Consider the following 25,298-nt stretch of genomic DNA (forward strand, 5'->3'; position numbering starts at 1 on the left):
AGCCCCCAGGTTCTGGGGGATTATCAGGCTGCGGGGCCAGGCCTCGCGCGGATGATATTTCACGTACTCGGTGCATTGGTTTCGATTGCCCTGATCGGCGCCGGTGGCTGGTGGGGCTACAAGCAGATCATGCGCGACGTGAACGGCGTGCCTGTGGTGCGCGCCCTCGAGGGGCCGTTTCGTGTCGCCCCCGAAGCGCCGGGCGGCGACGTGGCCGACCACGCCGGCTTCTCGGTCAACCGGGTGCAGGCGGTGGGAACGGCCTCGGCCCCGGAAGAGCGGCTCGTGCTGGCGCCGGGTCCGGTCGACCTGACCGACGAGGATCTTCCGGCGCCCGAGTTGCGGATCAAGCCCGAGCCGCGCCCCGACGCGATGCTGGCGGCGCTGGAAGGAACCGCCGAGGCCGACGATGCCGAACTGGTGGCGCCCGATCCGGTCGCGCCCCAGCCGGCGATGCTGACGGCCGGGGTTCTGCCCGACAGCGGCGGTGCGCAGGCGCTGGCGGCGGCCGAAACGCTGACCGCCGGCGTTGCGCCGCTTTCGGCGGCCGTACCCGCCGCGACGACTGGTTCAACAGCCACGGGTGGCGGGCTGCGCCCGATGGCCCGGCCGCGCGGCGACGCGCAGGTCGTTCTGGCCTCGGCCCCGGCCGCGGACACGGCAACCGACACCGGCAGCGGAACGAGCGCGGCAACCGCCGATGCGATCAACCAGGCGGTCGCCATGGCGGTGCTGGGCACCGACCTTGCGAGCGAAACCCCGGTCGCCTCGATCCCGGCGGGAACGCGGCTGGTCCAGTTCGGTGCCTACGATTCGGTGGCCGAGGCCGATGCGGCCTGGCAGGGGATTGCCGGCAAGTTTGCCGGTCTTGTCGCCGACAAGCAGAAGGTGGTCGTCGAGGCGCAATCGGGCGACCGCACCTTCTGGCGTTTGCGCGCTGCCGGATTCGCCGATCTTGCCGAGGCGCGCCGTTTCTGTGCCGCACTGGTGGCCGAACGGACCGACTGCATCCCGGTGGTTGCCCGGTGAGCGGCCCGGGGGCGGCGATATTCGGTTGCGCGGGGCCCTGGCTGGGTGAGGCCGAGCGGGCCTTTTTCGCCGATGCGCAGCCCTGGGGGTTTATCCTTTTTGCCCGGAACATCGGGGATCCGGCCCAGCTCGCGCGGCTGACGGGCGATCTGCGCCATGCGGTGGGCCGCGATGCGCCGGTCCTGATCGATCAGGAGGGTGGGCGCGTTCAGCGCATGTGGGCGCCCCACTGGCGGCAATGGCTGCCGCCGCTCGACCAGATGGCGCGGACGCGCGATCTCGACCGCGCCGCACGGGCGATGTTCCTGCGCTACCGGCTGATCGCGGACGAACTGACGGCGGTGGGTATCGACGTGAACTGCGCCCCCACCGCCGATCTGGCCCGCCCCGATACGCATCCCTTCCTGCGCAACCGCTGTTTTGGCGAGGATACCGCCTCGGTCGTTACCGGTGCCCGCGCGGCGGCCGAGGGGCTGCTGGCCGGCGGTGTGCTGCCGGTGGTGAAGCATCTGCCGGGTCACGGGCGTGCCCGGGTCGACAGCCATTTTTCCCTGCCGGCGGTGAATGCCGCACCGGACGAATTGAACGCCAGCGATTTCGAACCCTTCCGCGCGCTCGCCGACCTGCCGCTGGCGATGACGGCGCATATCGTCTTTACTGCTTTCGACCCCAGCCTGCCGGCAACCCAGTCGCCCCGCATGGTCGAGACGATCCGCCGCGACATCGGCTTTCAGGGGGTGCTGATGAGCGACGATCTGTCGATGCAGGCGCTTGCCGGGTCGGTCGGCGAACGCGCCGCCGCGTCGGTTGCCGCCGGCTGCGATCTGGTGCTGCACTGCAACGGGGATCTGGCCGAGATGGAGGCCGTCGCCGCTGCAGCCGGCGGCATGTCGGCAGAGGCCGTGGCAAAGGGCGAGGCGGCGCTCGCCCTGCGGCAGCGCCGTTGCCCGCTCGACATGGATGCGGCCGAGGCCGAACTCGACGAATTGCTTGACGGAGAAGTCTATGCCCAGGGATGAAATCCAGCACGGGATTGCCAGCGAAGCCGTTGCCGAACGGCTTGCCGCCGAGGCGCTGATTGTCGATGTCGATGGGTTCGAGGGGCCGCTCGATCTGTTGCTGACACTCTCGCGCACGCAGAAGGTCGACCTGCGCCGGATCTCGATCCTGAAGCTGGCCGAACAATACCTGGGCTTTGTCGAACGCGCCAAGACGCTGCGCATAGAGCTTGCCGCCGACTATCTGGTGATGGCCGCATGGCTGGCATTCCTGAAGTCCCGCCTGTTGCTTCCGCCCGACCCAGCAGAGGAGGGCCCGTCGGGCGAGGAACTGGCGGCGCATCTGGCCTTCCAGCTCGAACGGCTTCAGGCCATGCGCGAGGTGGCCGCCAAGCTGATGGCGCGTGACCAGAAGGGGCGCGATTTTTTCGTGCGCGGCGATATCGAACAGGTCGAACATCGCCGCCAGATCATCTTTACCGCTACCCTGATGGACCTGATGCATGCCTATGCGCGCATCCGCACCAAGGACGAATTCCGTCCCTTCGTTCTGGATCGCGAGAACCTCTTTACCATGGAGCAGGCGCTGGAGCGTCTGCGCCCGCTGGTGGGCTATGCCGGCGAATGGACCGATCTGATGTCCTATCTGCCCGATGGCTGGGAACTGGACCCGGTGCGCCGACGCACCGCGACAGCGGCGACCTTCGCCGCCTCGCTCGAACTGGTGAAAGCGGGCAAGATCCGCATCCGCCAGCCCGGGACCTTCGCCCCGATCCAGATCAGGTCCGCCGGTCCGGGCAATGGCTGACGATCCGCTCATTCCGCCATCCCTCGAAAGCCTGTTCGAAGCCCCCCCCGAGGTCGAGCAGGAGCGCATGGTCGAGGCCATCCTTTTCGCCTCGGCCGAGCCGGTCACGGTGGCCGAGCTCAACGCGCGCATGCCGCACGGGGCCGATGGCGCCCGCGCGGTCGAGGCGCTGCGCCGCCGCTACGAAGGGCGCGGCGTCAACGTGGTCGGGGTGGGCGATGCCTGGGCGATCCGCACCGCGCCCGATCTGGGCTTTCTGATGCGCAAGGAGACCGTCGAGACACGGAAGCTCTCGCGCGCGGCGATCGAGACACTTGCCATCGTCGCCTATCACCAGCCCGTCACCCGGGCCGAAATCGAGGAAATCCGCGGCGTTTCGGTCAGCCGGGGCACTATCGACCAGTTGCTCGAAATGGAGTGGATCCGGTTCGGTCGCCGCCGGATGACACCGGGCCGCCCGGTTACCTTTGTCGTCACGCCCGAATTTCTCGATCATTTCGGCCTCGAAAGCGCACGCGACCTGCCGGGGCTGCGCGAATTGCGCGCCGCCGGCCTGCTTGAAAGCCGCCTTCCGCCCGGAACCGCGCCCGAGAGCGAGGACGAGCCGGGCGGCGGACAGTCGGTCATGTTCGACGATGACGAAGACGGTCCGCCCGGACCCTGAGGCATTACCGCAGGGGCGCTACCTCTGAGAGCGCCTATGGCGCGCGAAAGTGCTTGCTGAGCTTCAGGCCTTGACCCTGATAACTGGAAGCGATCCCGGCGCCATAGAGCGTTTCGGGCCGCTCGGTCATCCGTTCGTAGACCAGCCGGCCGACGATCTGGCCGTGTTCGAGAACAAACGGTGCCTCGTGGCAACGCACCTCCAGCACGCCGCGCGCGCCCTGGCCGCCAGCCTCGGCATGGCCGAAGCCCGGGTCGAAAAACCCCGCGTAATGCACCCGGAACTCGCCCACCATGGCGACATAAGGCGCCATTTCGGCGGCGTATTGCGGAGGGATATGCACCGCCTCGCGGCTGACCAGGATATAGAAGGCGCCGGGATCGAGAATGATGCGCCCGTCCTCGGCCTCGACCGGCTCCCAGAAATCGGCCGGGCGATAGAAACCGATCCGGTCGAGGTCGATCACCCCGGCATGGGGTTTGGCGCGCCAGCCGACAAGCCGGGTGCCCTCGGGGCGCAGGTCGACCGAGAAGCCCAGCCCCTCGGAGATCACCGCCTCGCCCGAGACCAGCCCGGCCCGTTCGTGCAGGGCGCGCAGGTCGTCGTCGTCGAGCACCGACCGCCCGCGCCGGAAGCGGATCTGGTTGAGCCGCATCCCCGGCCGTACCAGCACCGAGAAGGAGCGCGGACAGATCTCGGCGTAGAGCGGCCCGCAATAGCCCCGGGCGATCCGGTCGAACTCCACCCCGCCATCGGTGATCACCCGGGTAAGCAGGTCGAGTCGTCCGGTCGAGGATTTGGCGTTGGCGACGGCGCTCACATCATCGGGCAGATCGAGCGTTTCCTGCAGCGGAACAAGGTAGACACAGTTCTTTTCCAGCACCGCGCCGTCCGACAGGTCGATCTTGTGCATCTCGAAATGGGCCAGCCGTTCGGCGACGGATGCGCCCCCGCCGGCAAGAAACGAGGCGCGAACGCGAAATGCCGTGCGGCCGAGCCGCAGATCGAGGCTGGCAGGCTGCACCTGGCCATCGGCAAAGGGTTCGCCGGCACTGATCTGGCCGGCAAGGATCAGCGCCTCGATGCTCTGGCCGGGTAGGACTCCGTTCATCGCCTGCCTCCTTCGGGTGCGGCCGGGTGGCGGTCAGCAAAACGCCCGCTCCATCAGGGGGCGGGCGTTTTGCAGATGGTCGGGCTAGCAGGACTTGAACCTGCGACCTTCCGTCCCCCAGACGGACGCGCTACCAGGCTGCGCCATAGCCCGACGTCCGGGCTTAATACTCCATTTTCTGCCGAGGGCAAGCGGCAAACCGACGGGATTGCTCCCTCTCCCTAGCGGTCCATGCGCGCGCGCAGCGCGCTGAGCCTTGCAAGTGCACGCTCCAGTTCCGTCGCATTGGCTGCCTGCGTCGGGTGGGACGGTGGCGGCCCGGAGGGCGGCGTGGGCCGGGAGGGTTCCGCTGGCATTTCCTCCGCATCGGGGGCGGGTATCTCGGCCGCTTCGGTGCGATGGCTGAAGAGCGGCATCGCCGGCGCGGGTGCGCGCGAGTCGTGCGCAGCCCTTGCAACCGGTGCCGGAGCCGCCGGAACCGCGGGTTCGCCGGGCGGCGTTTCTTCCTTCGTGGTCCGGGCCGTCACGGGTGCCTGACGCTGCGGCGCGTCGGGCTCGGGGGCGGCGCCGGCAACGAACGCGAAGGCGGCCGATCCCGAACGGACCGGCACCGGGGTTTCGGCCGCTTCGACCGGCGATTCGGTCTCTGTTGCCTCGCCGGCTTCCCCCCCGTTCACCGGGGCAGAAAGGGCGGCGACGGCACGGACCCCCTGTTCGCGCAAAATCTTCTGCACGCCCTTGATGGTCATGCCATCGTCGTGCAGCAGTTTCCGGATTCCGCCCAGAAGTTCCATGTCCGCCGGGCGATAATACCGCCGCCCGCCGGCCCGCTTGACCGGCTTCACCTGGCTGAACTTGCTTTCCCAGAAGCGCAGGACATGGGTATTTACACCAAGCCAGTCCGCGACCTCGCTGATGGTGCGGAACGCGTTGGGGGCCTTTTCGTTCATTGCGCTGGCGGGTCCTAGTTGCGGTTTCCGGCCGCCACCCGTTCCTTCATCAGATGCGATGGACGGAAGGTCAGCACCCGGCGGGGGTGGATTGGAACCTCTTCGCCGGTCTTGGGGTTGCGGCCGACTCGGGCCGCCTTGTCGCGTACCGAGAATGTCCCGAACGACGAGATCTTGACCTGCTCGCCGCTGACAAGCGCGTCCGAAATATGCCCCAGCACGCTCTCGACCAGTTGAGCGGACTCGTTCCGTGATAGCCCCACTTCACGAAACACGGCCTCGCTCAGGTCCATCCTCGTCAAGGTCTTGTCACTCATGCATAAACCCCCGCTTTTCGGCGAGCCTAGGTTAGCGGCGGATTTCAGTCAATATCAATGGCTTGGGCGGGCACCTTGAAACGGCGGGCAAGGGCGGAAATCCGCTGCGATCATGTGTCTGTAACGAACAAGTGATTGGATTCGCTGGCGCTTTGAGTCGCAGCCTTATCGCTACCAGCGCAGCGCAACCGCCCCCCAGGCGAGGCCGCCGCCGATCGCCTCGGTCACCACAAGCTGTCCGGGCAGGATTTTTCCCGATGCCTTGCCGACCGAAAGCGCGAGGGGAATCGATGCTGCCGAGGTGTTGCCGTGGTCCTGAACCGTCACGACGACCCGGTCGAGCGGTATGTCCATGCGCGCGGCGGTCGATCTGATGATGCGCAGGTTGGCCTGATGCGGCACGATCCAGTCGACGTCTGCATGGCCGAGGCCGGCCTTGCCGAGCGCGGCGCTTGCGGTATCGGCGAGTTTCTCGACCGCGTGGCGGAAGACCTCCTTGCCCTGCATCTTCAGCACGCCGCTCTTTCCGGTCGAAACGCCGCCGTCGACATAAAGCGAGTCGCGCAGCCGCCCGTCGGAATGCAGATCGACGGCGAGGATGCCGCGGTCGCCGGTGTCGCCGTTCCCTTCCGCCGCCTCCAGCACGACCGCCCCCGCGCCATCGCCGAACAGCACGCAGGTGGCGCGATCGTTCATGTCGAGAATCCGGCTGAACGTTTCGGCGCCGATCACCAGAATGCGCCGCGCCTGCCCGGAAAGGATCAGCGCATTGGCATTGGCCAGCGCAAAGACGAACCCGGCGCAGACCGCCTGCACATCGAAGGCAAAGCCCTGTGTCATGCCGATCTTGGCCTGCACCATCGTTGCGGCCGAGGGAAATGTCAGATCGGCGGTCGAGGTGGCGAGCACGATGGCGTCGATATCCCCGGCGCCGAGCCCGGCATCGGCGAGTGCGGCGAGCGCGGCACTGGCGCCCAGATCCGAGGTGTTTTCGCCGGGGGCTGCAAAATGCCGCCGTTCGATGCCGCTGCGGCTGACAATCCAGTCGCTCGTGGTGTCCAGCGTCGCCTCGAACTCAGCGTTTTCGACGATGCGTTCGGGCAGGTAATGCCCCACCCCGCGGACCACTGCTCTGACGGTCATCTCTGTTCTGCTTTCTTGATCTTGTCCGCCCGATCAGCCGACCCGGCGGATTGCAATATTCACGACGACATATCCCCTTGCGGATGCCCCGTCGAGGCCACCCGGGCCGCCAGCCGGTCGGAAAATCCCGCATGTGCCAGCTGGAACGCGAGCTTGATCGCCGCAGAGACGCCGGTTGCGTCCGCAGAGCCGTGGGATTTCACCACCGTTCCGTTCAATCCGAGGAAAACACCGCCATTGACCCGGCGCGGGTCGATTCGCTGCGAAAGCCGCTGAAGCGAGGTATAGGCCAGGATCGCGGCGATGCGGCTGAGGAACGAATGCCGGAAGGCCTGCCGCAGGAACTCGCGAATCATCGAGGCGATGCCCTCGGCGGTCTTGAGCGCAACGTTTCCGGTAAAGCCGTCGGTGACGATCACGTCGACACCGCCCCTGGGGATATCGCCACCCTCGACATAGCCGACGAAATCGAACTCGGCATCGACGGCGGCGGTGGCGATCAGCGCATGGGCGGATTTCAGCTCGGGGTGGCCCTTGTGCTCTTCGGTGCCGACATTGAGCAGCCCGACCCGGGGCCGCCGGATATCGAGCCCGTTGCGCGCATAGGAAGCACCCATCAGCGCATATTGCAGCAGGTCGGAATCGTCGGCGCGCACATCGGCGCCGACATCGAGCATCACCGCATAGCCGTTCGCGTTGCGCGACGGCCAGAGGCAGGCGATAGCCGGCCGGTTCACCCCGGGCAATTTGCGCAGCCGCACCATCGACAGCGCCATCAGCGCCCCGGTGTTGCCGCAACTTACGGCAACGGTCGCTTCGCGATTGCGCACCGAATCGATGGCCGACCACATCGAGGTGTTCTGGCCCCTGCGCATGACGATGGACGGCTTGGCATCCATCGTCACCACCTCGGCGGCGTCGTGAATCACGCAGCGGTCGCCAAGATTTCGCCTGGCGACGAGCGGTTCCAGTTCGTCCCTGCGGCCGTGCAGGATGAAGCCGATGTCCGGATTCTTGCGTGCCGAAATGGCACAACCGGCGACAACCGCCGCCGGCCCGCGATCGCCGCCCATGGCGTCGACCGAAATGACCGTCTTGCCGGCGAGAATCGGCGATGCCCCGGCAGGTCGATCATCCTGATCACCAATGCCCATCCGCTTCGCGTCCGCGCCGCGAGCGACGCTCAGGCCGCGTCTTCGTCGAGATCGGCTTCCTCGACCATCGCGACGACCTCGCGGTCATCGTAGTGGCCGCAGGCTCCGCAGACGTGATGCGGGCGCTTGAGTTCGCCGCAGTTCGGGCATTCGTTGGGATTGGAACCCGACAGCGCATCGTGCGAACGGCGCATGTTGCGGCGCGACGGGGTTACTCGGTTCTGAGGGACGGCCATGTCTCAACCTCGGTGTCTCTGGCCGGACGGGTCTGTCCCGGCGGCATATGTTTCGTATGTCGGCGCGTCATACGCCGGCTTTACATCCCGATCAAGGGTGTGCGGAAGGTGCGGGACCATACGCGATCCCCGGCCGATTGCAAGGGGAGAGGCGCGGCTTCGCCAATGCGGCCGTGCTCTGTCGCCGCCGGGGTCCCGGCCGGCCTGCGGCGGGCGGACGACCTCACCCCTTCGGATCCAGTTGCCTGCGCAGGCCGGCAAGCCCGGCAAAGGGCCGGGCGTCGTCGTCGGTCATCGGCGCGGTTCCGGGCGCGGTGAAATCCGCCTGCGCCAGTTCCGCCCCCGCAGCGCGCGGAAAATCGGGCAGGGCGAGCGCCAGCGATTCCCCGAGCACCTGCCCCAGATCGACCGACGCGGGCAGGGGTTCGATACTGTCGTCCTCGGGCATCTCGGCCTCGGCATCGTCGGGCGCGGTATACCCGGCCAGATAGCGGCGCAGCACCGGCGTATCGATTCGGGTGGTGACCGGTTCCAGCGTCACCGAACAGGGCTGAACCACCGTGGCGCCGAGCGTCGCCTCGAGCCGCCAGTCCGCGCGGCCTTCGGGAATCAACTGCCCGGCCAGCCGGACCTCGCGCAGGTCGAGCAGATCGAGCGCGGCCTTCAACTCCTGTATTTGCCGGGGATCGGGCTCCAGCACGAAGGGTGTCGGCGCCCCGACGGGAAGCCGGGACAGGCGGATGACCTGCGACTGTGCGTTCTGCGGCATTCGGAGTCTTCCTTTCTTGAACAAAAGGATGCCACTGATATAAGCCGGATGGAACATCCGTCGACAAGGGGCAACGGGACCGAACCATGAGCAGGCAAGACGGCAGGCATCTGAACCGGGCAGGACGCGCCCTTGGCCTGTGCGCCGTAGTGCTGACCGGGGCCTGCACCTCGCTCTATCAGGACCACGGCTATACGCCGAGCGATTCCCAGCTTGCCGAAATCGACGTGGGCGTCGACACCCGCAATTCGGTCGCCGAAACCGTCGGCCCGCCCACGACCATGGGGGCGCTGAAGGATTCGGGCTACTATTACGTTTCGCAGCGGATGCGGACCTATGCCTACCGCGAGCCGGAAATCATCGAACGGCAGGTGGTGGCAATCAGCTTCGACCGGAACGGCGTGGTTTCCAATATCGAACGGTTCGGCCTCGAGAAGGGCAACGTCGTCGCGCTGTCGCGGCGCGTCACCGAATCGAATATCGAGGGCGTCGGCTTCCTCGCCCAACTCATGGGCAACGTCGGCATGCTCGATATCGGCGAGAACATCCGCTAGTCACCCGGAACTGGATCGGCGTTATTGACATGATGGCGGTTTGGAGTTCTGGCGATGTGTGGTCGTGCGTCTGATCTCAGCACTGATGAGCGCGGTTTTCCGGGCGGGTCCGCGAATCGAATCCATTACAGGGTGCGTGAAGCAGAACCGCCTTCTGGCATTTGTACCGCTCGAAGGCCTCAAGCAGGCGCCATACCTCGGCGAGGGTCTGCCTGATCTTCGGTAATGGCCGCGCCAAAGCGGCCCGGTGTGTCCGAGGCTGCGTTCTCCATTGCTGCGGCGCGCGTGGGGCCGGCGGCTATTCGGAGGCCTCGCGCGCCAGCGCACGCCAGCCGATATCCTCGCGATAAAATCCGGCCGGCCAGTCCACCGCTTCGGCGAGCGCGTAGGCGCGGTCGCGGGCCTCGCGCAGGGTGCGGCCCCGGGCGGTGGCGTTCAGGACCCGCCCGCCGGTGGCGATGACGTTTCCCCCGTCCACGCCGGTGCCGGCGTGAAACATCATTTCCCAGCTGGTCTCGGCCAGCGCATCGAGCCCACGGATCGCGCTGCCTTTCACGTAGTCGCCCGGATAGCCATCGGCCGCCAGAACCACCGTCAGCGCGTGGTCCTCGGCCCAGTTGACCCTGCGCTCGGCCAGCCGCCCTTCGGCTGCCGCCAGCATCAGGTCGAGCGCCTGCGCGCCAAGGCGCATCATCAGCACCTGGCATTCCGGATCGCCGAAACGGACGTTGTATTCGACCAGTCTCGGCACCCCGTCCCTGATCATCAGCCCGGCATAGAGTACCCCGCGATAGGGCGTGCCGCGCCGGGCCATCTCGGCCATGGTTGGCCTGACGATCCGCTCCAGCGCGGTCTCGGTCACCGCGTCGGTCATCACCGGGGCGGGGGAATAGGCGCCCATACCGCCGGTGTTGGGGCCGGTGTCGCCTTCGCCGACGCGCTTGTGGTCCTGCGCGGTGCCGATGGGCAGGACGGTTTCACCGTCGCACAGCACGAAGAAGCTCGCCTCCTCGCCCTCCATGAAGTCCTCGATCACCACTTCCGCGCCGGCGGCGCCGAAGGTTCCGCCGAACATCTCGTCGATGGCGATCAGCGCCTCCGCCTCGTCCATCGCCACGATCACGCCCTTGCCGGCGGCCAGCCCGTCCGCCTTGACGACGATCGGCGCGCCTTGCTGGCGGATATACTCCTTCGCCGGCTCCGCCGTGTCGAACCGCGCCCAGCGGGCGGTGGGGGCGCCGGCGGCGTCGCAGATCTCCTTGGTAAAGCGCTTGGAGGCTTCCAGCCGTGCCGCCGCCGCCGAGGGGCCGAATGCCGGGATGCCGGCCTCGCCCAGCCGGTCCGCCACGCCGGCGGCCAGCGGCGCTTCCGGCCCGATCACCACGAAATCGATCGATTCGGCCTCGGCGAATTCCACCACCGCGCCGCCGTCGCAGATGTCGAAACTGGCGCATTCGGCAATCTGGCCGATGCCGGCATTGCCCGGGGCGACGATCAGCCTGTCGCATTTCGGATTTTGCAGAATGGCCCATGCCAGCGCATGTTCCCGGCCGCCGCCGCCAAGGATCAGGATGTTCATCAATGCCCCGCAGGATTTTGCCTTTCCGATAGCGAATGCGGAACCGGGGAACAAGGGCGCTGGAAGCCGCCGGGGATCCGTGGAAAAGAGGGGGTGCCGCCGGTGATCGCGCGGCAGCGGGGAGAAAACGCACCATGGCTACGATCAACAGGATCTGGCACGCCAAACATCCGATGCCCAGGAACCCGACCGACCGGGAGCGGCTGGAGTGGCATCTCGATCATGCCGCCCATTGTGGCTGCCGGGAAATTCCGAAGTCGATTCTCGCGCTGATGGAGTTGCGCGGAATCCCCCGGCCCGAATTGCGCGATTCGGTTGCGAAGTAACGATGTCCGATCTTCTCGACGACGATTCCGATTTGCCCGGACCCGGCTCCAATGCGCCCGAATACACCGTTTCCGAGATCTCGGGAGCGGTAAAGAAGACGCTTGAAGACGCGTTCGGGCGGGTTCGTGTGCGAGGCGAGGTCGGGCGGGTGTTTTCCGCCCGCTCCGGGCACCTGTATTACGACATCAAGGACGACCGGAACGTTCTGGCCTGCACCACGTGGAAGGGGCAGATCGCCGGGCTGACCGTGATGCCGGAGGAGGGGATGGAGGTCATCGTCTCGGGCCGGCTGACGGTGTTCGGGGCGCAGTCGAAATACAATCTCAATGCCGATCAGGTAGAGCCCGCCGGCGCCGGGGCGCTGATGGCGATGCTGGAAAAGCGCAAGAAACAGCTTGAGGCGGAGGGGCTGTTCGCACCCGAACGCAAGCGCCCGCTGCCTTATCTGCCCGAGGTGATCGGGGTGGTGACGTCGCCTTCGGGTGCGGTGATCCGCGACATCCTGCACCGGTTGCGCGAGCGTTTCCCGCGCAAGGTGCTGATCTGGCCGGTGGCGGTGCAGGGGCGCGATTGCGCCCCGCAGGTCGCCGCCGCCATCGAGGGTTTCAACCGCCTGACGCCGGGTGGTGCCCTGCCGCGTCCCGATGTGCTGATCGTGGCGCGCGGCGGCGGCTCGATCGAGGATCTTTGGGGCTTCAACGAGGAGATCGTGGCGCGGGCGGCGGCGGCCTCTGCCATTCCGCTGATCTCGGCCGTGGGCCACGAGACCGACACGACGCTGATAGACCATGTGTCGGACCGGCGCGCACCCACGCCCACCGCCGCGGCCGAGATGGCGGTGCCGGTGCGGCTGGATCTGCTGGCGCAGGTCGAGGGACAGGGCGCGCGGCTGGCCGGCGCGGTGGCGCGCGGCATGGCGCGCCGCGCGGAGCGGTTGCGCGATCTCGCACGGGCGCTGCCGCGCCCCGAGACGCTGCTGGCGCAGGCCCGGCAAAGGCTCGATCACGCATCCGTCCGGTTGCCGAATGCCCTGAAGGCCGCCGTCCAGCGCAAGCAGGTCGCGCTGGCGCGTCAGTCGGCGGCGCTCAGGTCGCAGGTATTGACCGCACGTCTGCAGGCGGCGCGCATCGCGCTGAACACCCGCGAGGACAGGCTGAGTCTGGCCCTCGGGCGGCCGGTGGAACGCGCGCGCGCCCGGTTCGACCGGGTTGCGGGCCGGCTGAGCGCGCGACCGCTGCTGGCCGAGCTTGACCGGCGGCGGGTGCGGCTGGCGGCGCTCGACCGGATGCTGCAAAGCCTGAATTACGAAGAAACGCTGAAGCGGGGCTTTGCGGTGGTGCGCGGCGACGGAGCGATTGTCACCGGCAAGGCCGCCGCCGAACGGGCGGCGGCGCTGGAGATCCAGTTCCACGATGGCCGGCTGGCGGTCGGCCGCACCGATACCCCGCCACCGGACGGCGGTTCAGCCGCACCGCGCAAGACCGCAGGCCGCCGCCGCAAACCGCCACAACAGGGCAGCCTGTTCTGAACCGTCCTTTTCGCCGGGGTCAGGCACCGACCTCGGGGCCGGTGCACGATAGCGGGGTACCGAACGGCGCGCCCTCGACCAGTTCCAGATCGCCGGGGCGGTTTTCGAAAATCGCGCGGATGCGGCCGCCATCGTCGAACCAGGCCCAGCAATGGGGTTCGTCGCTGCCCCGATAGACGAAACAGATCTGCTCGCCCTGCGGAAACCAGGCGCCCTCAAGACATTCCTCGCCCGGGAAGGACCAGGCGACATGCCGGTTGCCAAGGTAGTGTTCGACGCCATAGGCGGCGCCGCCGACATAGAAGTAGACGGTGCGCCCCCGGGTGGCGGCGTCGAACGCATCGGCATCGAGCGGCGACGCGTCCGCTGCGGACGGGGCGAAAAGAAGGGCAAAAGCCGAAAGCGCTGCGAAACGTGTCATGATCGAACCTGCAAATACAAACCGTAAACAAATGCAGGAGAATTATCGCATATTTTATGGATTTGTCCCAGCCCCTGCGCGTGAAATCATTAACGGCGCACATCGCCGGCATGCCCGTCGCAGCCCGGCCAGCCGCCGTTGCGGGCTTTCAAATCCCCGGGCATGTGATTAGGTGACCCCGTGGAATTGGTGGAAGGAGCGGCCGATGGCGTTTTTCTCGAAGCTCAGGGACCGGCTCTTCAAATCCTCTTCGAAGCTGGAAGAGGGGCTGGACGCCATCGTTTCCGATGGCGGGGCGGAAGAGCCGGCCGAAGCGACGCCCCGAGCGGAACCGGCCGCCGAACCCGGGCCGGTACCCGCGCCGCGGGACGTGCCCGAGGTTTCCGCACCGATGGCGCCGCAGCCAGTCGATCCGGTGCCTGTCGTTCATGAGGCTCCCGAACCGGGGGCGGAAACCCGGCCCGGGGTTTTCGGGCGGTTGCTGGGCCGTGGCGAGAACAGGACGGTGATCCGCCGCGAGCTTGACGACGACATGCTCGAACAGCTCGAGGAATTGCTGATCGCATCGGACATGGGGGTCGATACCGCGCAGCGGGTGACCGCCAACCTCGCCGAGGGACGGCTGGGCAGGCGGCTTTCGACCGACGAGATCAAGGACCTGCTTGCGCAGGAGATCGCCCGGATCATGGAGCCGGTCGCAAGGCCGATGCCGCTCTACCGCAGGAAGCCGCAGGTGGTGCTGGTGGTCGGCGTCAACGGATCGGGCAAGACGACGACCATCGGCAAGCTGGCCAGCCAGTTCCGGGAGGCGGGCAAATCGGTGGTGATCGCGGCGGGCGACACGTTTCGCGCCGCCGCTGTCGAACAGTTGCAGGTCTGGGGCGACCGGGCGGGCGTGCCCGTGCTGACCGCGCCCGAGGGTTCGGACCCGGCCAGTCTCGCCTGGGACGCGATGGAAAAGGCGCAGGCCGACGGCGCCGACCTGCTGATGATCGACACGGCGGGCAGGCTTCAGAATCGCGCCGACCTGATGGAGGAACTGGCCAAGATCGTCCGCGTCATCCGCAGGAAGGACCCGGAGGCGCCGCACAACACGCTTCTGGTGCTCGACGCGACCACCGGGCAGAACGCGCTGAGCCAGGTCGAGACGTTCCAGAAACTGGCCGATGTCACCGGGCTGGTGATGACCAAGCTCGACGGAACCGCCAGGGGCGGAGTACTGGTCGCGCTGGCCGACCGGTTCGGGCTGCCGATCCATGCCATCGGGGTGGGCGAGCAGATCGACGATCTGGCGCCTTTCGACCCCGAGGAATTCGCCGCGGCGCTTGTCGGGGCACGGTTGTGACGTTGCAGCGAAACGGCGGTCACATTTGCGAATAGACCGGTGTTTCGCCGGAACCGACGCATCCGGGCGGTTGACACGCGGCGCAAAAACGGCTCATCGCGGGACGGGACACAAACGGAACCGACGCATGCAGGAAAAGACGGTCAGCCCCTGGCTTTTACAGACGCTCGAACTCGGGCCGCCGCTGCTGTTCTTCGTCGCCTACATGCGGATGCGCGATCAGACCTATACACTCGGCGGCACGGAATATGATGGCTTCATCGTCGCCGCCGGCCTGTTCGTGCCCATCCTTCTGGTGTCGATGGCGCTGCTGTGGAAGCTCACCGGCAAGCTGTCGCGCCTTCAGGCCTTCACCGCGTTCATGGTTGTCGTCTTCGGCGGGCTGACGGTCTGGCTCAACGACGAGACGTTCTTCAAGATGAAGACGACCATCGTCTACGGGCTTTTTGCGCTGGTGCTGGGGGGCGGGCTTTTGCAGGGCAGAAGCTATCTGGCGTGGATTCTGGGCGACAAGATGCCGATGAACCATGACGGCTGGATGATGCTGACGCGGCGGCTGACCTTTGCCTTTGCCGCGCTTGCCGTCGCCAACGAGGTGGTCTGGCGCACGATGTCGACCGATTCCTGGGTCAAGATCGAGACGTTCGGCTTTCCGATCGCGCTGTTCGTCTTCATTTCGGCGCAGATTTTCTCGCTGCAGAAATATGTCGAGGCCGATGCCGAGGACGGCGCCGATTGAGCGGGCGTATTTGACCCGGACTGCGCCGCCGTGTCTCTGGACCTTGGCGCGGGCTTGGTCCATACCGTGCGGTAACACGTATCGGAGGCATCCATGGGCATCCTGAATTCTATCCTGCGCGCGGTCACCTGGTGGGACAAGGAGACCTATGGCACCCAGTTGTTCACCTGGCGCCATGGCGAGAAGGTTGGCGAGGACGCGGACGGCAACGTCTATTACCACACCGGCGACGACAGGAAGCGCTGGGTCGTCTACAGCGGCGAGATCGAGGCGACCAAGGTGCCGCCCGGTTGGCACGGCTGGCTGCACCGGCTGTACGACGAACCGCCGAGCGTCAGCGCGCCCAAGCGCCTGCCGTGGGAAAAGCCGGCGCAGGAGAATCTCAGCGGCACGGATATGGCCTATCATCCGGCCGGCACGCTTTACCGGCTCGAACCGGTGAAGCGGAGCGATTACGAGGCATGGACGCCCGAATGACGTCCGGCGCAAGTGGCTGTGGGGTGCTTCGGTGCTGCGCGCCCGGTGGAGTTACCGATGTCTGAAAGCCCCGGAGAGATTATCGCCGGCGGCGTGGTGCTGGCAATCGCCGCAGGTTTCCTGCTTTACGCCGCGCAGGGTGCGGGCGTTGCCGCATCGGGTGGCGGCTACGATCTGACGGCGTCGTTCCGTTCGGTCGAAGGGGTGGCGCTTGGTACCGACGTGCGTCTGGCGGGCGTCAAGGTCGGCACAGTCACCGGGCTGGAACTGAACCCGAAGACCTTCCGCGCCGACCTCAGGATCAGCGTCGGGGAAGCGCTGGAACTGCCCGAAGACAGTTCCATCGCCATCTCGTCCGAGGGGCTTCTGGGCGGCAATTTCGTCGAACTGGTGCCGGGCGGATCGCCGTTCAACCTCGAACCCGGCGGCGAGATCACCGACACGCAGGGCGCGCTGAGCCTGCTTGGCCTGCTCGCCAAGTTCGTCTCGTCCTCGGGCGAGGGGGATTGATGCCGATGTTCGGGTGGCGGTTTGCGGCCTGGCTTGCGCTGGTGCTCGCCGGCGGACTGCCGGCGGCGGCGGTCGAGCAGACGGTGCAGATTCAGGCCGCGAGCGCGCAAGGCGCGGTGATTCGCGTGCTTGACAAGGTGACCGGCGCGATCACCGATGTCGAGATCGCGCGCGGTCAGACAAAGGTGATCGGCCGGCTGATAATCGTGCTTGGCGATTGCCGCTATCCGGTGGGAAACCCCAATTCCGATGCCTGGGCGTGGCTCGACATTCGCGACGACACGCTTGCCGTGCCGGTGTTCGGCGGCTGGATGACGGCCTCGTCCCCGGCGCTGAACGGGCTCGATCATGCGCGTTACGATGTCTGGGTATTGCGCTGCAGCAATTCCTGAGGGACGGGCAGGGCGCCGGGCGCGTCGAAATCGGCATGAACCTGAAGGGCCCGCGCCAACAGCATGTGATATTTGTCGCGGTCGATCTCGATAGCGCCGAGGCGCGCCAGATGCGGGGTCAGGAACTGCGTGTCGAACAGCGTGAAGCGTGCGAGGCGCAACCGGTCGACCAGATAGGCCAGCGCCAGTTTCGAGGCGTCGGTGCGGCGCGAGAACATGCTTTCGCCGAAGAACGCCCCGCCAAGCGCCACCCCGTAGACCCCGCCCACCAGGTCGTCGCCGGCGCGTACCTCGATCGAATGGGCGAACCCCGTTCGGTGCAGGTGGCGATAGAGCGCAAAGATCGTGTCGTTGATCCAGGTCTCGTCACGGTCGGCGCAACCTTCGACAACACCCTCGAAATCCTCGTCCACGCTCACGGCGAACGGTGCCTGCCGGATGCGGCGCCGGAGCGATCGCGAGATGTGGAACCGGTCGAGCGGGAAAATGCCGCGCCGCTCGGGATCGACCCAGAAAACCTCGGCCGCCGCGCGTGCTTCGGCCATGGGAAATATCCCCATCGCATAGGCGCGCAACAAGAGGTTCGGGGTGATCTCTCCGCTCATGGCGCAACCTTACCGCCGCCGCACGGGTGCCGGCAATCGCCGCGCCTCGTTTCCCGTCCTGCGCCGCTGATCAGCGGACGATGCGCACCTGCGCCCGGTCGAAGACCGTGGTCCGGGTCAGCGGGACATAGCTGGGCAGTTCGCCGTTCGGGCCGGGGGCGCCGGTGTATTCCGGAATGTCGTCCTCGGCGCTGGTGGTCGTAAGCTGCCGCGCGCGCTCGGCGCTGGCGCTGATCACCGGGGTCGAGGCGGGCAGGGAATAGGTCCGCTGCGTGGCGTCGGGCGGTACGTCGCAGCCGGCAACGATCATCGTTGCCGCCAGAGCGCCCGCCATGCGCAGAACCGTGGCCCGCAGCCCGATGCCCGCTTTTGCCGGAGCGTTCCGGATTGCCCCGCATTCACGAATTGCACGATGTTTCACGGCCTGTCACTCCTTCCTGGCTTCGCGGGCTTGCGCCGCAAGCCCACTCTAGCGGCCATCATCCGGTGCCGGTAGTGCGAAAGGCGCTCAGGCTTCGTGGGCGGCGAGCCACTTCTCCAGCCAGTGGATATCGTAGTTGCCGGTGGCGATGTCCGGCTCGGCCAGAAGCGCGTCGAACAGGGGCAGCGTGGTGTCCACCCCCTCGATCACGATTTCCGACAGCGCGCGCGACAGGCGCGAAAGCGCCTCGGACCGGTCGCGGCCGTGCACGATGAGCTTGCCGATCAGGCTGTCGTAATAGGGCGGAATCCGGTAGCCGCCATAAAGCGCCGAATCCATCCGCACGCCCAGCCCGCCCGGAGCGTGGTACATGCCGACGGTGCCGGGGTTGGGGGTGAAACCGGGCAGTTTCTCGGCGTTGATGCGCACCTCGACGGCGTGGCCGTTCACCTCCAGATCTTGCTGGGTGAATGACAGCGCCTGACCCTGGGCGACCCGGATCTGCTCGCGTACCAGATCGACGCCGAAGATCGCCTCGGTCACCGGATGCTCAACCTGAAGGCGGGTGTTCATCTCGATGAAGTAGAATTCGCCGTCCTCGAAGAGAAACTCGATGGTGCCGGCCCCGATATAGTTGATGCGGGCCACCGCGTCGGCGCAGATCGCGCCGATACGGGCACGGGTTTCGGCATCGATCGCCGGGCCGGGGGCTTCTTCCAGAACCTTCTGGTGGCGGCGTTGCAGCGAACAGTCGCGTTCGCCCAGATGCACCGCGTTGCCCTTGCCATCGCCAAAGACCTGCACCTCGATATGGCGCGGCCGGCCGAGGTATTTCTCGATATAAACCTCGTCGTTGCCGAAGGCGGCCTTGGCTTCGGAGCGGGCGGTGCGGAAGGCCGTTTCCAGTTCGGCGGCCGATCTGGCCAGCTTCATGCCGCGCCCGCCGCCGCCGGCGGTGGCCTTGATGATGACCGGATAGCCGATTTCGGCCGCCACCGTCCTGGCGGTCTCGTAATCCGGCACGCCGCCGTCCGAGCCCGGAACCACCGGCACGCCAAGGTTCTTCATTGTCTCCTTGGCGGTGATCTTGTCGCCCATGATGCGGATATGCTCCGCCGTCGGGCCGATGAAGGTCAGGTCGTGATCCTCGACCACCTGCACGAAGGCGGCATTTTCGGACAGGAAGCCGTAGCCCGGGTGAATCGCGTCGGCGCCGGTGATCTCGCAGGCCGAAATGATCGCGGGAAAGCTGAGGTAGGATTGCGCCGACGGCGGCGGACCGATGCAGACGGATTCGTCGGCAAGCCGGACATGCATGGCATCGGAATCGGCGGTGGAATGGACCGCGACCGAACGGATGCCCATTTCGCGGCAGGCGCGGAGGACTCGCAGCGCGATCTCGCCGCGGTTGGCGATCAGAATCTTGTCGAACATTATTCGATGATCATCAGGGGGGCGCCGAACTCGACCGGGGCGCCGTTTTCCACCAGAATGCGCCGGATCGTCCCGGCATGCGGCGCGGGGATCTGGTTCATCGTCTTCATCGCCTCGATGATCAGGATCGTCTGGCCCTCGGCGACCTGATCGCCGATGGCGACGAAGGCGGGCGCACCCGGCTCGGGGGCCAGATAGGCGGTGCCGACCATGGGCGAGGTCACCGCGCCCGGCAGTTGGGCGGGGTCTTCGACCGGTGCCGCCGGTGCGGGCGCCGCGACGGCATGCGCCGGGGCGGGCGCCGTCGCGTGGGCGACCGGGGGCGGTGCATAGGAAATGACGGCGGGTGCCGCAACCTGCCGGCTCACCCGGACGTTCAGGCTGTCGTCCTCGCCGTATTCGCGCTTGACCTCAAGCTCGGTCAGCTCGTTGGCACGCAACAGTTCCGCGAGCGCCTGAATGAAGGCGACATCCGCGTCCTGACTCTTTGTGGTCATCTGGCCCTTGCCCCTATTATCTGCTTTCGCATGTTCCTCTAGCTCAAGCGGCCCGGTGAGGGAAGGTCGGATATGGGGGTGCGGCGCCGGCTTCTCGATGCCCGGTTGCCCAGGGGATCATTCCGCCGCACAGGCCGCCGCCGTGTTGTTCGGATGCTGCGTCCAGTTGCCGGGAATATCGGTCACCGTCCTGCCGGTGCGTGGATCGACCTCTCCCGCCTTCAGCTGCCGCATGGTGATGCATCCGTCGACGGGGCAGACATTGACGCAGAGATTGCAGGCGACGCATTCGCTATCGTCCACCTCGAAGATACGGCCCTCTTTCATCAGGATCGCCTGATGCGATGTATCCTCGCAGGCAGCGAAACAGCGGCCGCACTTGATGCAGGCGTCCTGATCTATCTGCGCCTTGGTGATGTAGTTGAGGTTCAGATACTGCCAGTCGGTGACATTGGGCACCGCCCGGCCGGTGATGTCGGCAACCGTCGCGTGGCCCTTTTCGTCCATCCACGCCGAGAGGCCGGCGATCATCTCCTGCACGACGCGGAATCCATAGGTCATGGCGGCGGTGCAGACCTGGACGTTGCCCGCACCAAGCGCAAGGAACTCGGCCGCATCGCGCCAGGTGGTTACCCCGCCGATACCGCTGATCGGCAGGCCGGCGGTTTCCGGGTTGCGGGCGATCTCGGCCACCATGTTCAGCGCGATCGGCCGCACCGCCGGGCCGCAGTAGCCGCCGTGGGTGCCCTTGCCGTCGATGGTCGGTTCGGGCGACATGGTGTCGAGGTTGACCGAGGTGATCGAATTCACCGTGTTGATCAGGCTGACCGCATCGGCGCCACCGCGTTTGGCGGCCTCGGCGGGCGGGACGATGCTGGTCACGTTGGGGGTAAGCTTCACGATCACCGGCATCCGGGTGGCGGCCTTGCACCAGCGGGTGACCATCTCGAGATATTCCGGCACCTGACCCACCGCCGAGCCCATGCCGCGTTCGGCCATGCCGTGCGGGCAGCCAAAGTTCAGTTCCACCCCGTCGGCGCCGGTCGCCTCGACCAGAGGCAGGATTTTCTTCCACGCCTCCTCCTCGCAGGGCACCATCAGCGAAACAACCAGCGCGCGGTCCGGATAGTCCTTTTTGACGGCGGCGATCTCGCGCAGGTTCACCGCCAGTGGGCGGTCGGTGATAAGCTCGATGTTGTTGAGGCCCAGAAGCCGCCGGTCGGCGCCCCAGACCGCGCCGTAGCGCGGGCCGTTAACGTTGACCACCGGCGGGCCGTCTTCACCCAGCGTCTTCCAGACCACGCCGCCCCAGCCGGCGTCGAAGGCGCGGCGGACGTTGTATTCCTTGTCCGTCGGCGGGGCAGAGGCCAGCCAGAACGGGTTGGGCGACTTGATGCCGATGAATTCGCTTGCAAGATTTGCCATGGCTCCGCCTCCTATTCGGCTGCCCGGGCGGCCTGGCCCGTCAGGCTGGCGTTGATGTCTTCGGCGGCGTCGCGCCCGTTGGCGACGGCGGTCACCGTCAGGTCGTTGCCGCCGGCGGCGCAATCCCCCCCGGCCCAGACCCCACGCAGCGAGGTCCGCCCCGGCCCGTGAACGACGATCTTGCCGTCCGCTGTCTCGATCACGCCGGGAACACCGTCAAGCGACTGGCCGATGGCCTTGAGAACCTGATCTGCCCTGAGGGTGAAGGTCTCGTCGGACAGGCGCGGGCCGCCAGGGCCGTTGTCGGTATAGGCGAAGGTCACCGATTCGATCACCGCGTCGCCGTTGAACGCAACCGGCTGGGCGTTGAGAATGATCTGCACCCCCTTCGACGCCGCGAGTTCCTGCTCGTAGGTCGAGGCAGAGAGGTTTTCGCGCCCGCGCCGGTAAACCATGGTGACATTTTCTGCGCCGAGCAGCCTGGACTGGATTGCCGCATCGACCGCCGTCATGCCGCCGCCGATCACCACCACGTCGCGCCCCACCGGAATGGTCGAGACATCCGCCGCCTGCCGCAACCCGGCGATGAAATCGACCGCATTGCCGACATTTGCCTTGCTTTCGCCCTCGGTGCGCAGGGCGTTCACCCCGGCAAGCCCGATGGCGAGGAAGATCGCGTCGTACTCGCCCTGCAATTCGTCGAGCGACAGGTTCTCGCCCAGTTTCCGGCCCTGGTGGAAGGTGATCCCGCCGATCTTCATCAGCCAGTCGACCTCGAAACTGGCGTAATCGTTGGTCGTCTTGTAGCTGGCGATGCCGTATTCGTTCAGCCCGCCGGGCTTGTCGCGGGCATCAAAGATCGCCACATCGTGCCCCATCACCGCCAGCCGGTGCGCGCAGGACAGGCCCGCCGGGCCGGCCCCGACCACCGCGATCCGCCTGCCGGTGGCGGCGGCGCGGCCGAAGGGCTGCACGCCCTGTGCCATCAGGTGATCGGTCGCATAGCGCTGCAACTGGCCGATCTCGACCGGCGCGCCCTCGGCAGCGTTGCGAACGCAGGCCTCCTCGCACAGCGTTTCGGTCGGGCAGACACGGGCACACATGCCGCCAAGGATATTCCGGGAAAAGATAGTCAATGCCGCATTGTCCGGATCGCCCGACTGGATCTGCCGGATGAACATCGGCACGTCGATTTCCGTCGGGCAGGCGGTGGTACAGGGGGCGTCGAAGCAGAAATAGCACCGGTCCGCTGCGACTGCGGCCTCGTGGGCGTCGAACGGCGGGTGAAGGTCGTCGAAATTGCTGTTGTAGGTTGCCTGGTCGAGTCGCCCCGCGACCACACCCGGCGTTCTCTGGCTGTTGGTCATCGCACAACCTCTGCTGGAGAAAGACTATTTTCCAACGCTGGCACGGGTTGGTGCGCGAAATCAAATTTATTTTTTGACCGTCTGGTTAAATTTTGCTTTCCGGTCCGGCTTTCCATCGTGTCAAACAATATGAAAATCAATGAATTGAACGGTCATCTTTATGTCGTGCTTTCGGTTTGGCGGAAGCCATCACCATTGCCGGCGGTCATTCGCTGATCGCGCCGCGACAGATGCCGCCACGGGTTTGGGCAATCGGAAAACCCGCCGAAGGAGCGGAGCAGAGCGTCGTCAGGGGGTCAGCAGTTTGGTGAACAGCGTCACCAGATAGGCTTCGGCCTCGGGGAAGGGATCGCCGCCCTCGGGGCCGAGCATGAGGCGCACCTGGATATCGAAATCGGCATAATGCTGGGTCAGCGCCCACATCGAGAATATCAGGTGATAGGGGTGAACCTTTTCTATCCTGCCCTCGGCGGCCCAGCCGGCGATCACCGCCGCCTTTTCATCGACCAGCGGCTTCAGCGCGTCGGGTATCAGTTCCGACAGATGGGGGGCTCCGAGCAGGATTTCATTGGCGAAGAGCCGGCTTTCGCGCGGGGATTCGCGGCTTATCTCGAGCTTGCGACGGACATAGGCGAGCAATTCGGGGATCGGGTCGCCGTTGGCGTCGAGCGAGCGCATCGGCTCGATCCAGCTTTCCAGCAACCCGTCGAGCAGCGCCCGGTGCATCGCCTCCTTGCTGGGGAAATAATAGAGCAGGTTCGGCTTCGACAGACCGGCCTCGGCGGCGATCTGGTCGAGCGTGGCGCCAAAGAAGCCCTTGGCGGAAAACACCTCCAGCGCGGCTTCCAGAATCGTCTCGTGATTCCGGCGCTGAATCCGTGTCATCGGCTGATCGCCGCCGTAGTTCTGCGGATCGGGAGGATTCATCTTGCGCCCAATTATCGGTCAGGACTGCCGGACCGGGGTTGCGCAACGGGCACAGCGCGTCCGGCTATTGCTCTGCATTGACTGGTTTCCATCCCGTGGTAGCGTGATGTCGACCGGTTGGTCAAATAATTCTGCCGGTTGGTCAAAATAACGCAGGCTCCGCGAAGGGCCGGCTGACAGGGAAGCGGGAATGCCATGCCTGTGCATCGAAGCGGCGATCTGGCCGGGCGTGCCCGGACGGCATATGCTGCCCGGCCCGGTCGGCCCGCAGGCGAAAGCCGCAGGAAGAAATGGAGTATATCATGCCCGCACCCGGTGAGAACCTCAGGATCAACGGCACCCGTCTCTGGGATGCGATCATGGAGATGGCCGAGATTGGCCCCGGCATCGCGGGCGGCAACAACCGTCAGACGCTGACCGACGCCGATGCCGAGGGTCGCGCCCTGTTCCGGCGCTGGTGCGACGAGGCGGGGCTGAGCATGGGCATCGACAGGATGGGCACCATGTTCGCCACCCGCGCCGGTGAGGACCCGGACGCCCTGCCGGTCTATGTGGGCAGCCACCTCGACACGCAGCCCACCGGCGGCAGGTACGACGGGGTGCTGGGTGTTCTGGGCGCGCTGGAGGCGGTGCGCACGATGAACGACCTCGGGATCCGGACGAAACACCCCATCGTGGTAACCAACTGGACCAACGAGGAAGGGGCGCGCTTTGCCCCGGCGATGCTGGCCTCGGGCGTTTTCGCCGGGGTGCACACGCTGGAATACGCCTATGGGCGCACCGATCTGGCCGGCAAGACCTTTGGCGAGGAACTGGCACGCATCGGCTGGGTCGGCGACGAGGAGGTGGGTGCGCGCCCGATGCACGCCTATTACGAGCTTCACATCGAACAGGGGCCGATCCTCGAGGCCGAGGGCAAGACCATCGGTGTCGTCACTCACTGCCAGGGCCTGTGGTGGCTGGAGTTCACCCTGACCGGGAAAGAGGCGCATACCGGCTCGACCCCGATGGCGATGCGCGTCAATGCCGGGCTCGCCATGGCGCGGATCATGGAGATGGTGCAGGGCGTCGCCATGGCCGCCCAACCCGACGCCGTGGGCGGGGTGGGGCAGGTGACCTTCAGCCCCAATTCGCGCAACGTGCTGCCGGGCAAGGTGGTGTTCACCGTCGATATCCGCACCGTCGATCAGCGGAAGCTGGACGGAATGCGCGACGAGATCGAGGCAAAGGCCGCCATCATCTGCGACGAGTTGGGCGTGGGCTGCGAGGTCGAGCGCGTCGGCCATTTCGATCCGGTGACCTTCGCCCCCGAACTGGTTGAAAATGTGCGCAACGCGGCCGAAAAGCTGGGTTACAGCCACATGAACCTTGTCTCGGGGGCCGGGCACGATGCCTGCTGGGCCGCCAGGGTGGCGCCGGCGACCATGGTCATGTGCCCCTGCGTCGACGGGTTGAGCCCTAACGAGGCCGAGGACATCACCCCGGAATGGGCCGCCGCCGGCGCCGATGTGCTGATGCATGCGGTGCTGGAAAGCGCAGAGGTTGTGGCGTGAGCCGGGGAAATACCACCT

General features: G+C 66.4%; 29 protein-coding genes and 1 tRNA gene. 13 read left to right on the forward strand and 17 right to left on the reverse strand.

Annotation, left to right across the window (positions count from 1 at the left end):
- Nucleotides 1-51: 51 nt before the first annotated feature.
- The 4 genes from ACK5IR_RS03480 to scpB are packed head-to-tail and all read left to right on the forward strand — an operon-like array spanning nt 52 to nt 3,499.
- Entirely contained in the window at nt 52-1,029 is a 978-nt protein-coding gene (locus ACK5IR_RS03480) for an SPOR domain-containing protein (protein WP_416925952.1), read from the forward strand.
- The gene (gene nagZ / locus ACK5IR_RS03485) at nt 1,026-2,048 is read left to right on the forward strand and encodes a beta-N-acetylhexosaminidase (RefSeq protein WP_416925954.1); all 1,023 of its coding nucleotides are present in this window, start codon (nt 1,026-1,028) and stop codon (nt 2,046-2,048) included. Before ACK5IR_RS03480 ends, nagZ begins: the two co-directional genes overlap by 4 nt.
- A complete protein-coding gene (locus tag ACK5IR_RS03490; RefSeq protein WP_416925956.1) occupies nt 2,035-2,835 on the forward strand; it encodes a segregation and condensation protein A in 801 nt (266 codons plus the stop codon). The genes nagZ and ACK5IR_RS03490 overlap by 14 nt, the downstream gene beginning before the upstream one ends.
- The gene (gene scpB / locus ACK5IR_RS03495; RefSeq protein WP_416925958.1) at nt 2,828-3,499 is read left to right on the forward strand and encodes an SMC-Scp complex subunit ScpB; all 672 of its coding nucleotides are present in this window, start codon (nt 2,828-2,830) and stop codon (nt 3,497-3,499) included. Before ACK5IR_RS03490 ends, scpB begins: the two co-directional genes overlap by 8 nt.
- Before the next feature lie 34 nt (nt 3,500-3,533).
- On the opposite strand, the gene ACK5IR_RS03500 is transcribed toward scpB, so the two are convergent.
- The 8 genes from ACK5IR_RS03500 to ACK5IR_RS03535 all read right to left on the reverse strand — a co-directional run bounded on the left by ACK5IR_RS03500 (nt 3,534) and on the right by ACK5IR_RS03535 (nt 9,179).
- On the reverse strand, nt 3,534-4,610 hold the full coding sequence (locus ACK5IR_RS03500) for a 2'-deoxycytidine 5'-triphosphate deaminase (protein WP_416925960.1): 1,077 nt from the start codon (nt 4,608-4,610) through the stop codon (nt 3,534-3,536).
- 76 nt (nt 4,611-4,686) lie between these two features.
- Nucleotides 4,687-4,763, reverse strand: a tRNA-Pro gene (locus ACK5IR_RS03505).
- Nucleotides 4,764-4,831: 68 nt separating this feature from the next.
- Nucleotides 4,832-5,560 carry a MerR family transcriptional regulator gene (locus ACK5IR_RS03510; RefSeq protein WP_416925962.1) on the reverse strand — a complete coding sequence of 243 codons (729 nt, stop codon included), beginning with the start codon at nt 5,558-5,560 and terminating at the stop codon, nt 4,832-4,834.
- A 14-nt stretch (nt 5,561-5,574) separates the two neighbouring features.
- Nucleotides 5,575-5,877, reverse strand: a complete 303-nt coding sequence (ihfA, locus tag ACK5IR_RS03515) for an integration host factor subunit alpha (RefSeq protein ID WP_416925964.1) — start codon at nt 5,875-5,877, stop codon at nt 5,575-5,577.
- Between the two features lie 171 nt (nt 5,878-6,048).
- Nucleotides 6,049-7,020 carry a beta-ketoacyl-ACP synthase III gene (locus ACK5IR_RS03520; RefSeq protein WP_416925966.1) on the reverse strand — a complete coding sequence of 324 codons (972 nt, stop codon included), beginning with the start codon at nt 7,018-7,020 and terminating at the stop codon, nt 6,049-6,051.
- Between the two features lie 59 nt (nt 7,021-7,079).
- On the reverse strand, nt 7,080-8,174 hold the full coding sequence (plsX, locus tag ACK5IR_RS03525) for a phosphate acyltransferase PlsX (RefSeq protein ID WP_416925968.1): 1,095 nt from the start codon (nt 8,172-8,174) through the stop codon (nt 7,080-7,082).
- 29 nt (nt 8,175-8,203) lie between these two features.
- Entirely contained in the window at nt 8,204-8,410 is a 207-nt protein-coding gene (rpmF, locus tag ACK5IR_RS03530; protein ID WP_416925970.1) for a 50S ribosomal protein L32, read from the reverse strand.
- A gap of 223 nt (nt 8,411-8,633) precedes the next feature.
- Entirely contained in the window at nt 8,634-9,179 is a 546-nt protein-coding gene (locus ACK5IR_RS03535; protein WP_416925972.1) for a YceD family protein, read from the reverse strand.
- An 86-nt stretch (nt 9,180-9,265) separates the two neighbouring features.
- On the opposite strand from ACK5IR_RS03535, the gene ACK5IR_RS03540 reads away from it, so the two are divergent.
- Nucleotides 9,266-9,733, forward strand: a complete 468-nt coding sequence (locus tag ACK5IR_RS03540; protein WP_416925974.1) for an outer membrane protein assembly factor BamE — start codon at nt 9,266-9,268, stop codon at nt 9,731-9,733.
- A gap of 298 nt (nt 9,734-10,031) precedes the next feature.
- Here ACK5IR_RS03540 and purD read toward each other — a convergent pair whose 3' ends face one another.
- On the reverse strand, nt 10,032-11,312 hold the full coding sequence (purD, locus tag ACK5IR_RS03545; RefSeq protein ID WP_416925976.1) for a phosphoribosylamine--glycine ligase: 1,281 nt from the start codon (nt 11,310-11,312) through the stop codon (nt 10,032-10,034).
- Between the two features lie 134 nt (nt 11,313-11,446).
- Here purD and ACK5IR_RS03550 point away from each other — a divergent pair, with 134 nt between their 5' ends.
- Together ACK5IR_RS03550 and xseA are read left to right on the forward strand one after the other, a co-directional pair.
- Nucleotides 11,447-11,638, forward strand: a complete 192-nt coding sequence (locus ACK5IR_RS03550; RefSeq protein ID WP_416925978.1) for a hypothetical protein — start codon at nt 11,447-11,449, stop codon at nt 11,636-11,638.
- A 2-nt stretch (nt 11,639-11,640) separates the two neighbouring features.
- Nucleotides 11,641-13,167, forward strand: a complete 1,527-nt coding sequence (gene xseA, locus ACK5IR_RS03555; RefSeq protein ID WP_416925980.1) for an exodeoxyribonuclease VII large subunit — start codon at nt 11,641-11,643, stop codon at nt 13,165-13,167.
- A 19-nt stretch (nt 13,168-13,186) separates the two neighbouring features.
- Here xseA and ACK5IR_RS03560 read toward each other — a convergent pair whose 3' ends face one another.
- Nucleotides 13,187-13,588 (reverse strand): hypothetical protein, encoded by a 402-nt coding sequence (locus ACK5IR_RS03560; protein WP_416925982.1) that lies wholly within the window; start codon nt 13,586-13,588, stop codon nt 13,187-13,189.
- A 205-nt stretch (nt 13,589-13,793) separates the two neighbouring features.
- Here ACK5IR_RS03560 and ftsY point away from each other — a divergent pair, with 205 nt between their 5' ends.
- From ftsY to ACK5IR_RS03585, 5 genes are all read left to right on the forward strand, one after another.
- Nucleotides 13,794-14,933: a signal recognition particle-docking protein FtsY gene (gene ftsY, locus ACK5IR_RS03565; RefSeq protein WP_416925983.1), complete on the forward strand. Its 1,140-nt coding sequence runs from the start codon at nt 13,794-13,796 to the stop codon at nt 14,931-14,933.
- Nucleotides 14,934-15,060: 127 nt separating this feature from the next.
- Entirely contained in the window at nt 15,061-15,672 is a 612-nt protein-coding gene (locus ACK5IR_RS03570; RefSeq protein ID WP_416925985.1) for an inner membrane-spanning protein YciB, read from the forward strand.
- Between the two features lie 93 nt (nt 15,673-15,765).
- Complete coding sequence (locus tag ACK5IR_RS03575; RefSeq protein ID WP_416925987.1) at nt 15,766-16,149, forward strand: NADH:ubiquinone oxidoreductase subunit NDUFA12; 384 nt, start codon at nt 15,766-15,768, stop codon at nt 16,147-16,149.
- 57 nt (nt 16,150-16,206) lie between these two features.
- On the forward strand, nt 16,207-16,659 hold the full coding sequence (mlaD, locus tag ACK5IR_RS03580; protein ID WP_416925989.1) for an outer membrane lipid asymmetry maintenance protein MlaD: 453 nt from the start codon (nt 16,207-16,209) through the stop codon (nt 16,657-16,659).
- Nucleotides 16,659-17,051 (forward strand): DUF2155 domain-containing protein, encoded by a 393-nt coding sequence (locus ACK5IR_RS03585; RefSeq protein WP_416925991.1) that lies wholly within the window; start codon nt 16,659-16,661, stop codon nt 17,049-17,051. Before mlaD ends, ACK5IR_RS03585 begins: the two co-directional genes overlap by 1 nt.
- Here the strand turns inward: ACK5IR_RS03585 and aat are convergent.
- The 7 genes from aat to ACK5IR_RS03620 form a co-directional block, all read right to left on the reverse strand.
- Entirely contained in the window at nt 17,015-17,656 is a 642-nt protein-coding gene (aat, locus tag ACK5IR_RS03590; protein ID WP_416925993.1) for a leucyl/phenylalanyl-tRNA--protein transferase, read from the reverse strand. The two genes, ACK5IR_RS03585 and aat, sit on opposite strands and share 37 nt — an antisense overlap.
- A 70-nt stretch (nt 17,657-17,726) precedes the next feature.
- Nucleotides 17,727-18,077, reverse strand: a complete 351-nt coding sequence (locus tag ACK5IR_RS03595; RefSeq protein ID WP_416925995.1) for a hypothetical protein — start codon at nt 18,075-18,077, stop codon at nt 17,727-17,729.
- An 87-nt stretch (nt 18,078-18,164) separates the two neighbouring features.
- Nucleotides 18,165-19,511, reverse strand: coding sequence for an acetyl-CoA carboxylase biotin carboxylase subunit (gene accC / locus ACK5IR_RS03600; RefSeq protein WP_416925997.1), 1,347 nt, complete (start codon nt 19,509-19,511; stop codon nt 18,165-18,167).
- Nucleotides 19,511-20,008 carry an acetyl-CoA carboxylase biotin carboxyl carrier protein gene (accB, locus tag ACK5IR_RS03605; protein WP_416925999.1) on the reverse strand — a complete coding sequence of 166 codons (498 nt, stop codon included), beginning with the start codon at nt 20,006-20,008 and terminating at the stop codon, nt 19,511-19,513. The genes accC and accB overlap by 1 nt, the downstream gene beginning before the upstream one ends.
- A gap of 117 nt (nt 20,009-20,125) precedes the next feature.
- Nucleotides 20,126-21,433, reverse strand: a complete 1,308-nt coding sequence (gene preA / locus ACK5IR_RS03610; protein WP_416926001.1) for an NAD-dependent dihydropyrimidine dehydrogenase subunit PreA — start codon at nt 21,431-21,433, stop codon at nt 20,126-20,128.
- Nucleotides 21,434-21,444: 11 nt separating this feature from the next.
- Nucleotides 21,445-22,800: an NAD(P)-dependent oxidoreductase gene (locus ACK5IR_RS03615; RefSeq protein WP_416926003.1), complete on the reverse strand. Its 1,356-nt coding sequence runs from the start codon at nt 22,798-22,800 to the stop codon at nt 21,445-21,447.
- 288 nt (nt 22,801-23,088) lie between these two features.
- Nucleotides 23,089-23,685, reverse strand: coding sequence for a TetR family transcriptional regulator C-terminal domain-containing protein (locus ACK5IR_RS03620; protein ID WP_416926005.1), 597 nt, complete (start codon nt 23,683-23,685; stop codon nt 23,089-23,091).
- A gap of 344 nt (nt 23,686-24,029) precedes the next feature.
- Between ACK5IR_RS03620 and ACK5IR_RS03625 the strand changes: the two genes are divergently transcribed.
- Nucleotides 24,030-25,280 (forward strand): Zn-dependent hydrolase, encoded by a 1,251-nt coding sequence (locus tag ACK5IR_RS03625; protein ID WP_416926007.1) that lies wholly within the window; start codon nt 24,030-24,032, stop codon nt 25,278-25,280.
- Nucleotides 25,281-25,298 lie beyond the last annotated feature (18 nt).

Origin of the sequence: Tropicimonas sp., from assembly GCF_047971885.1 — a bacterium.
Lineage (GTDB): Bacteria > Pseudomonadota > Alphaproteobacteria > Rhodobacterales > Rhodobacteraceae > Tropicimonas.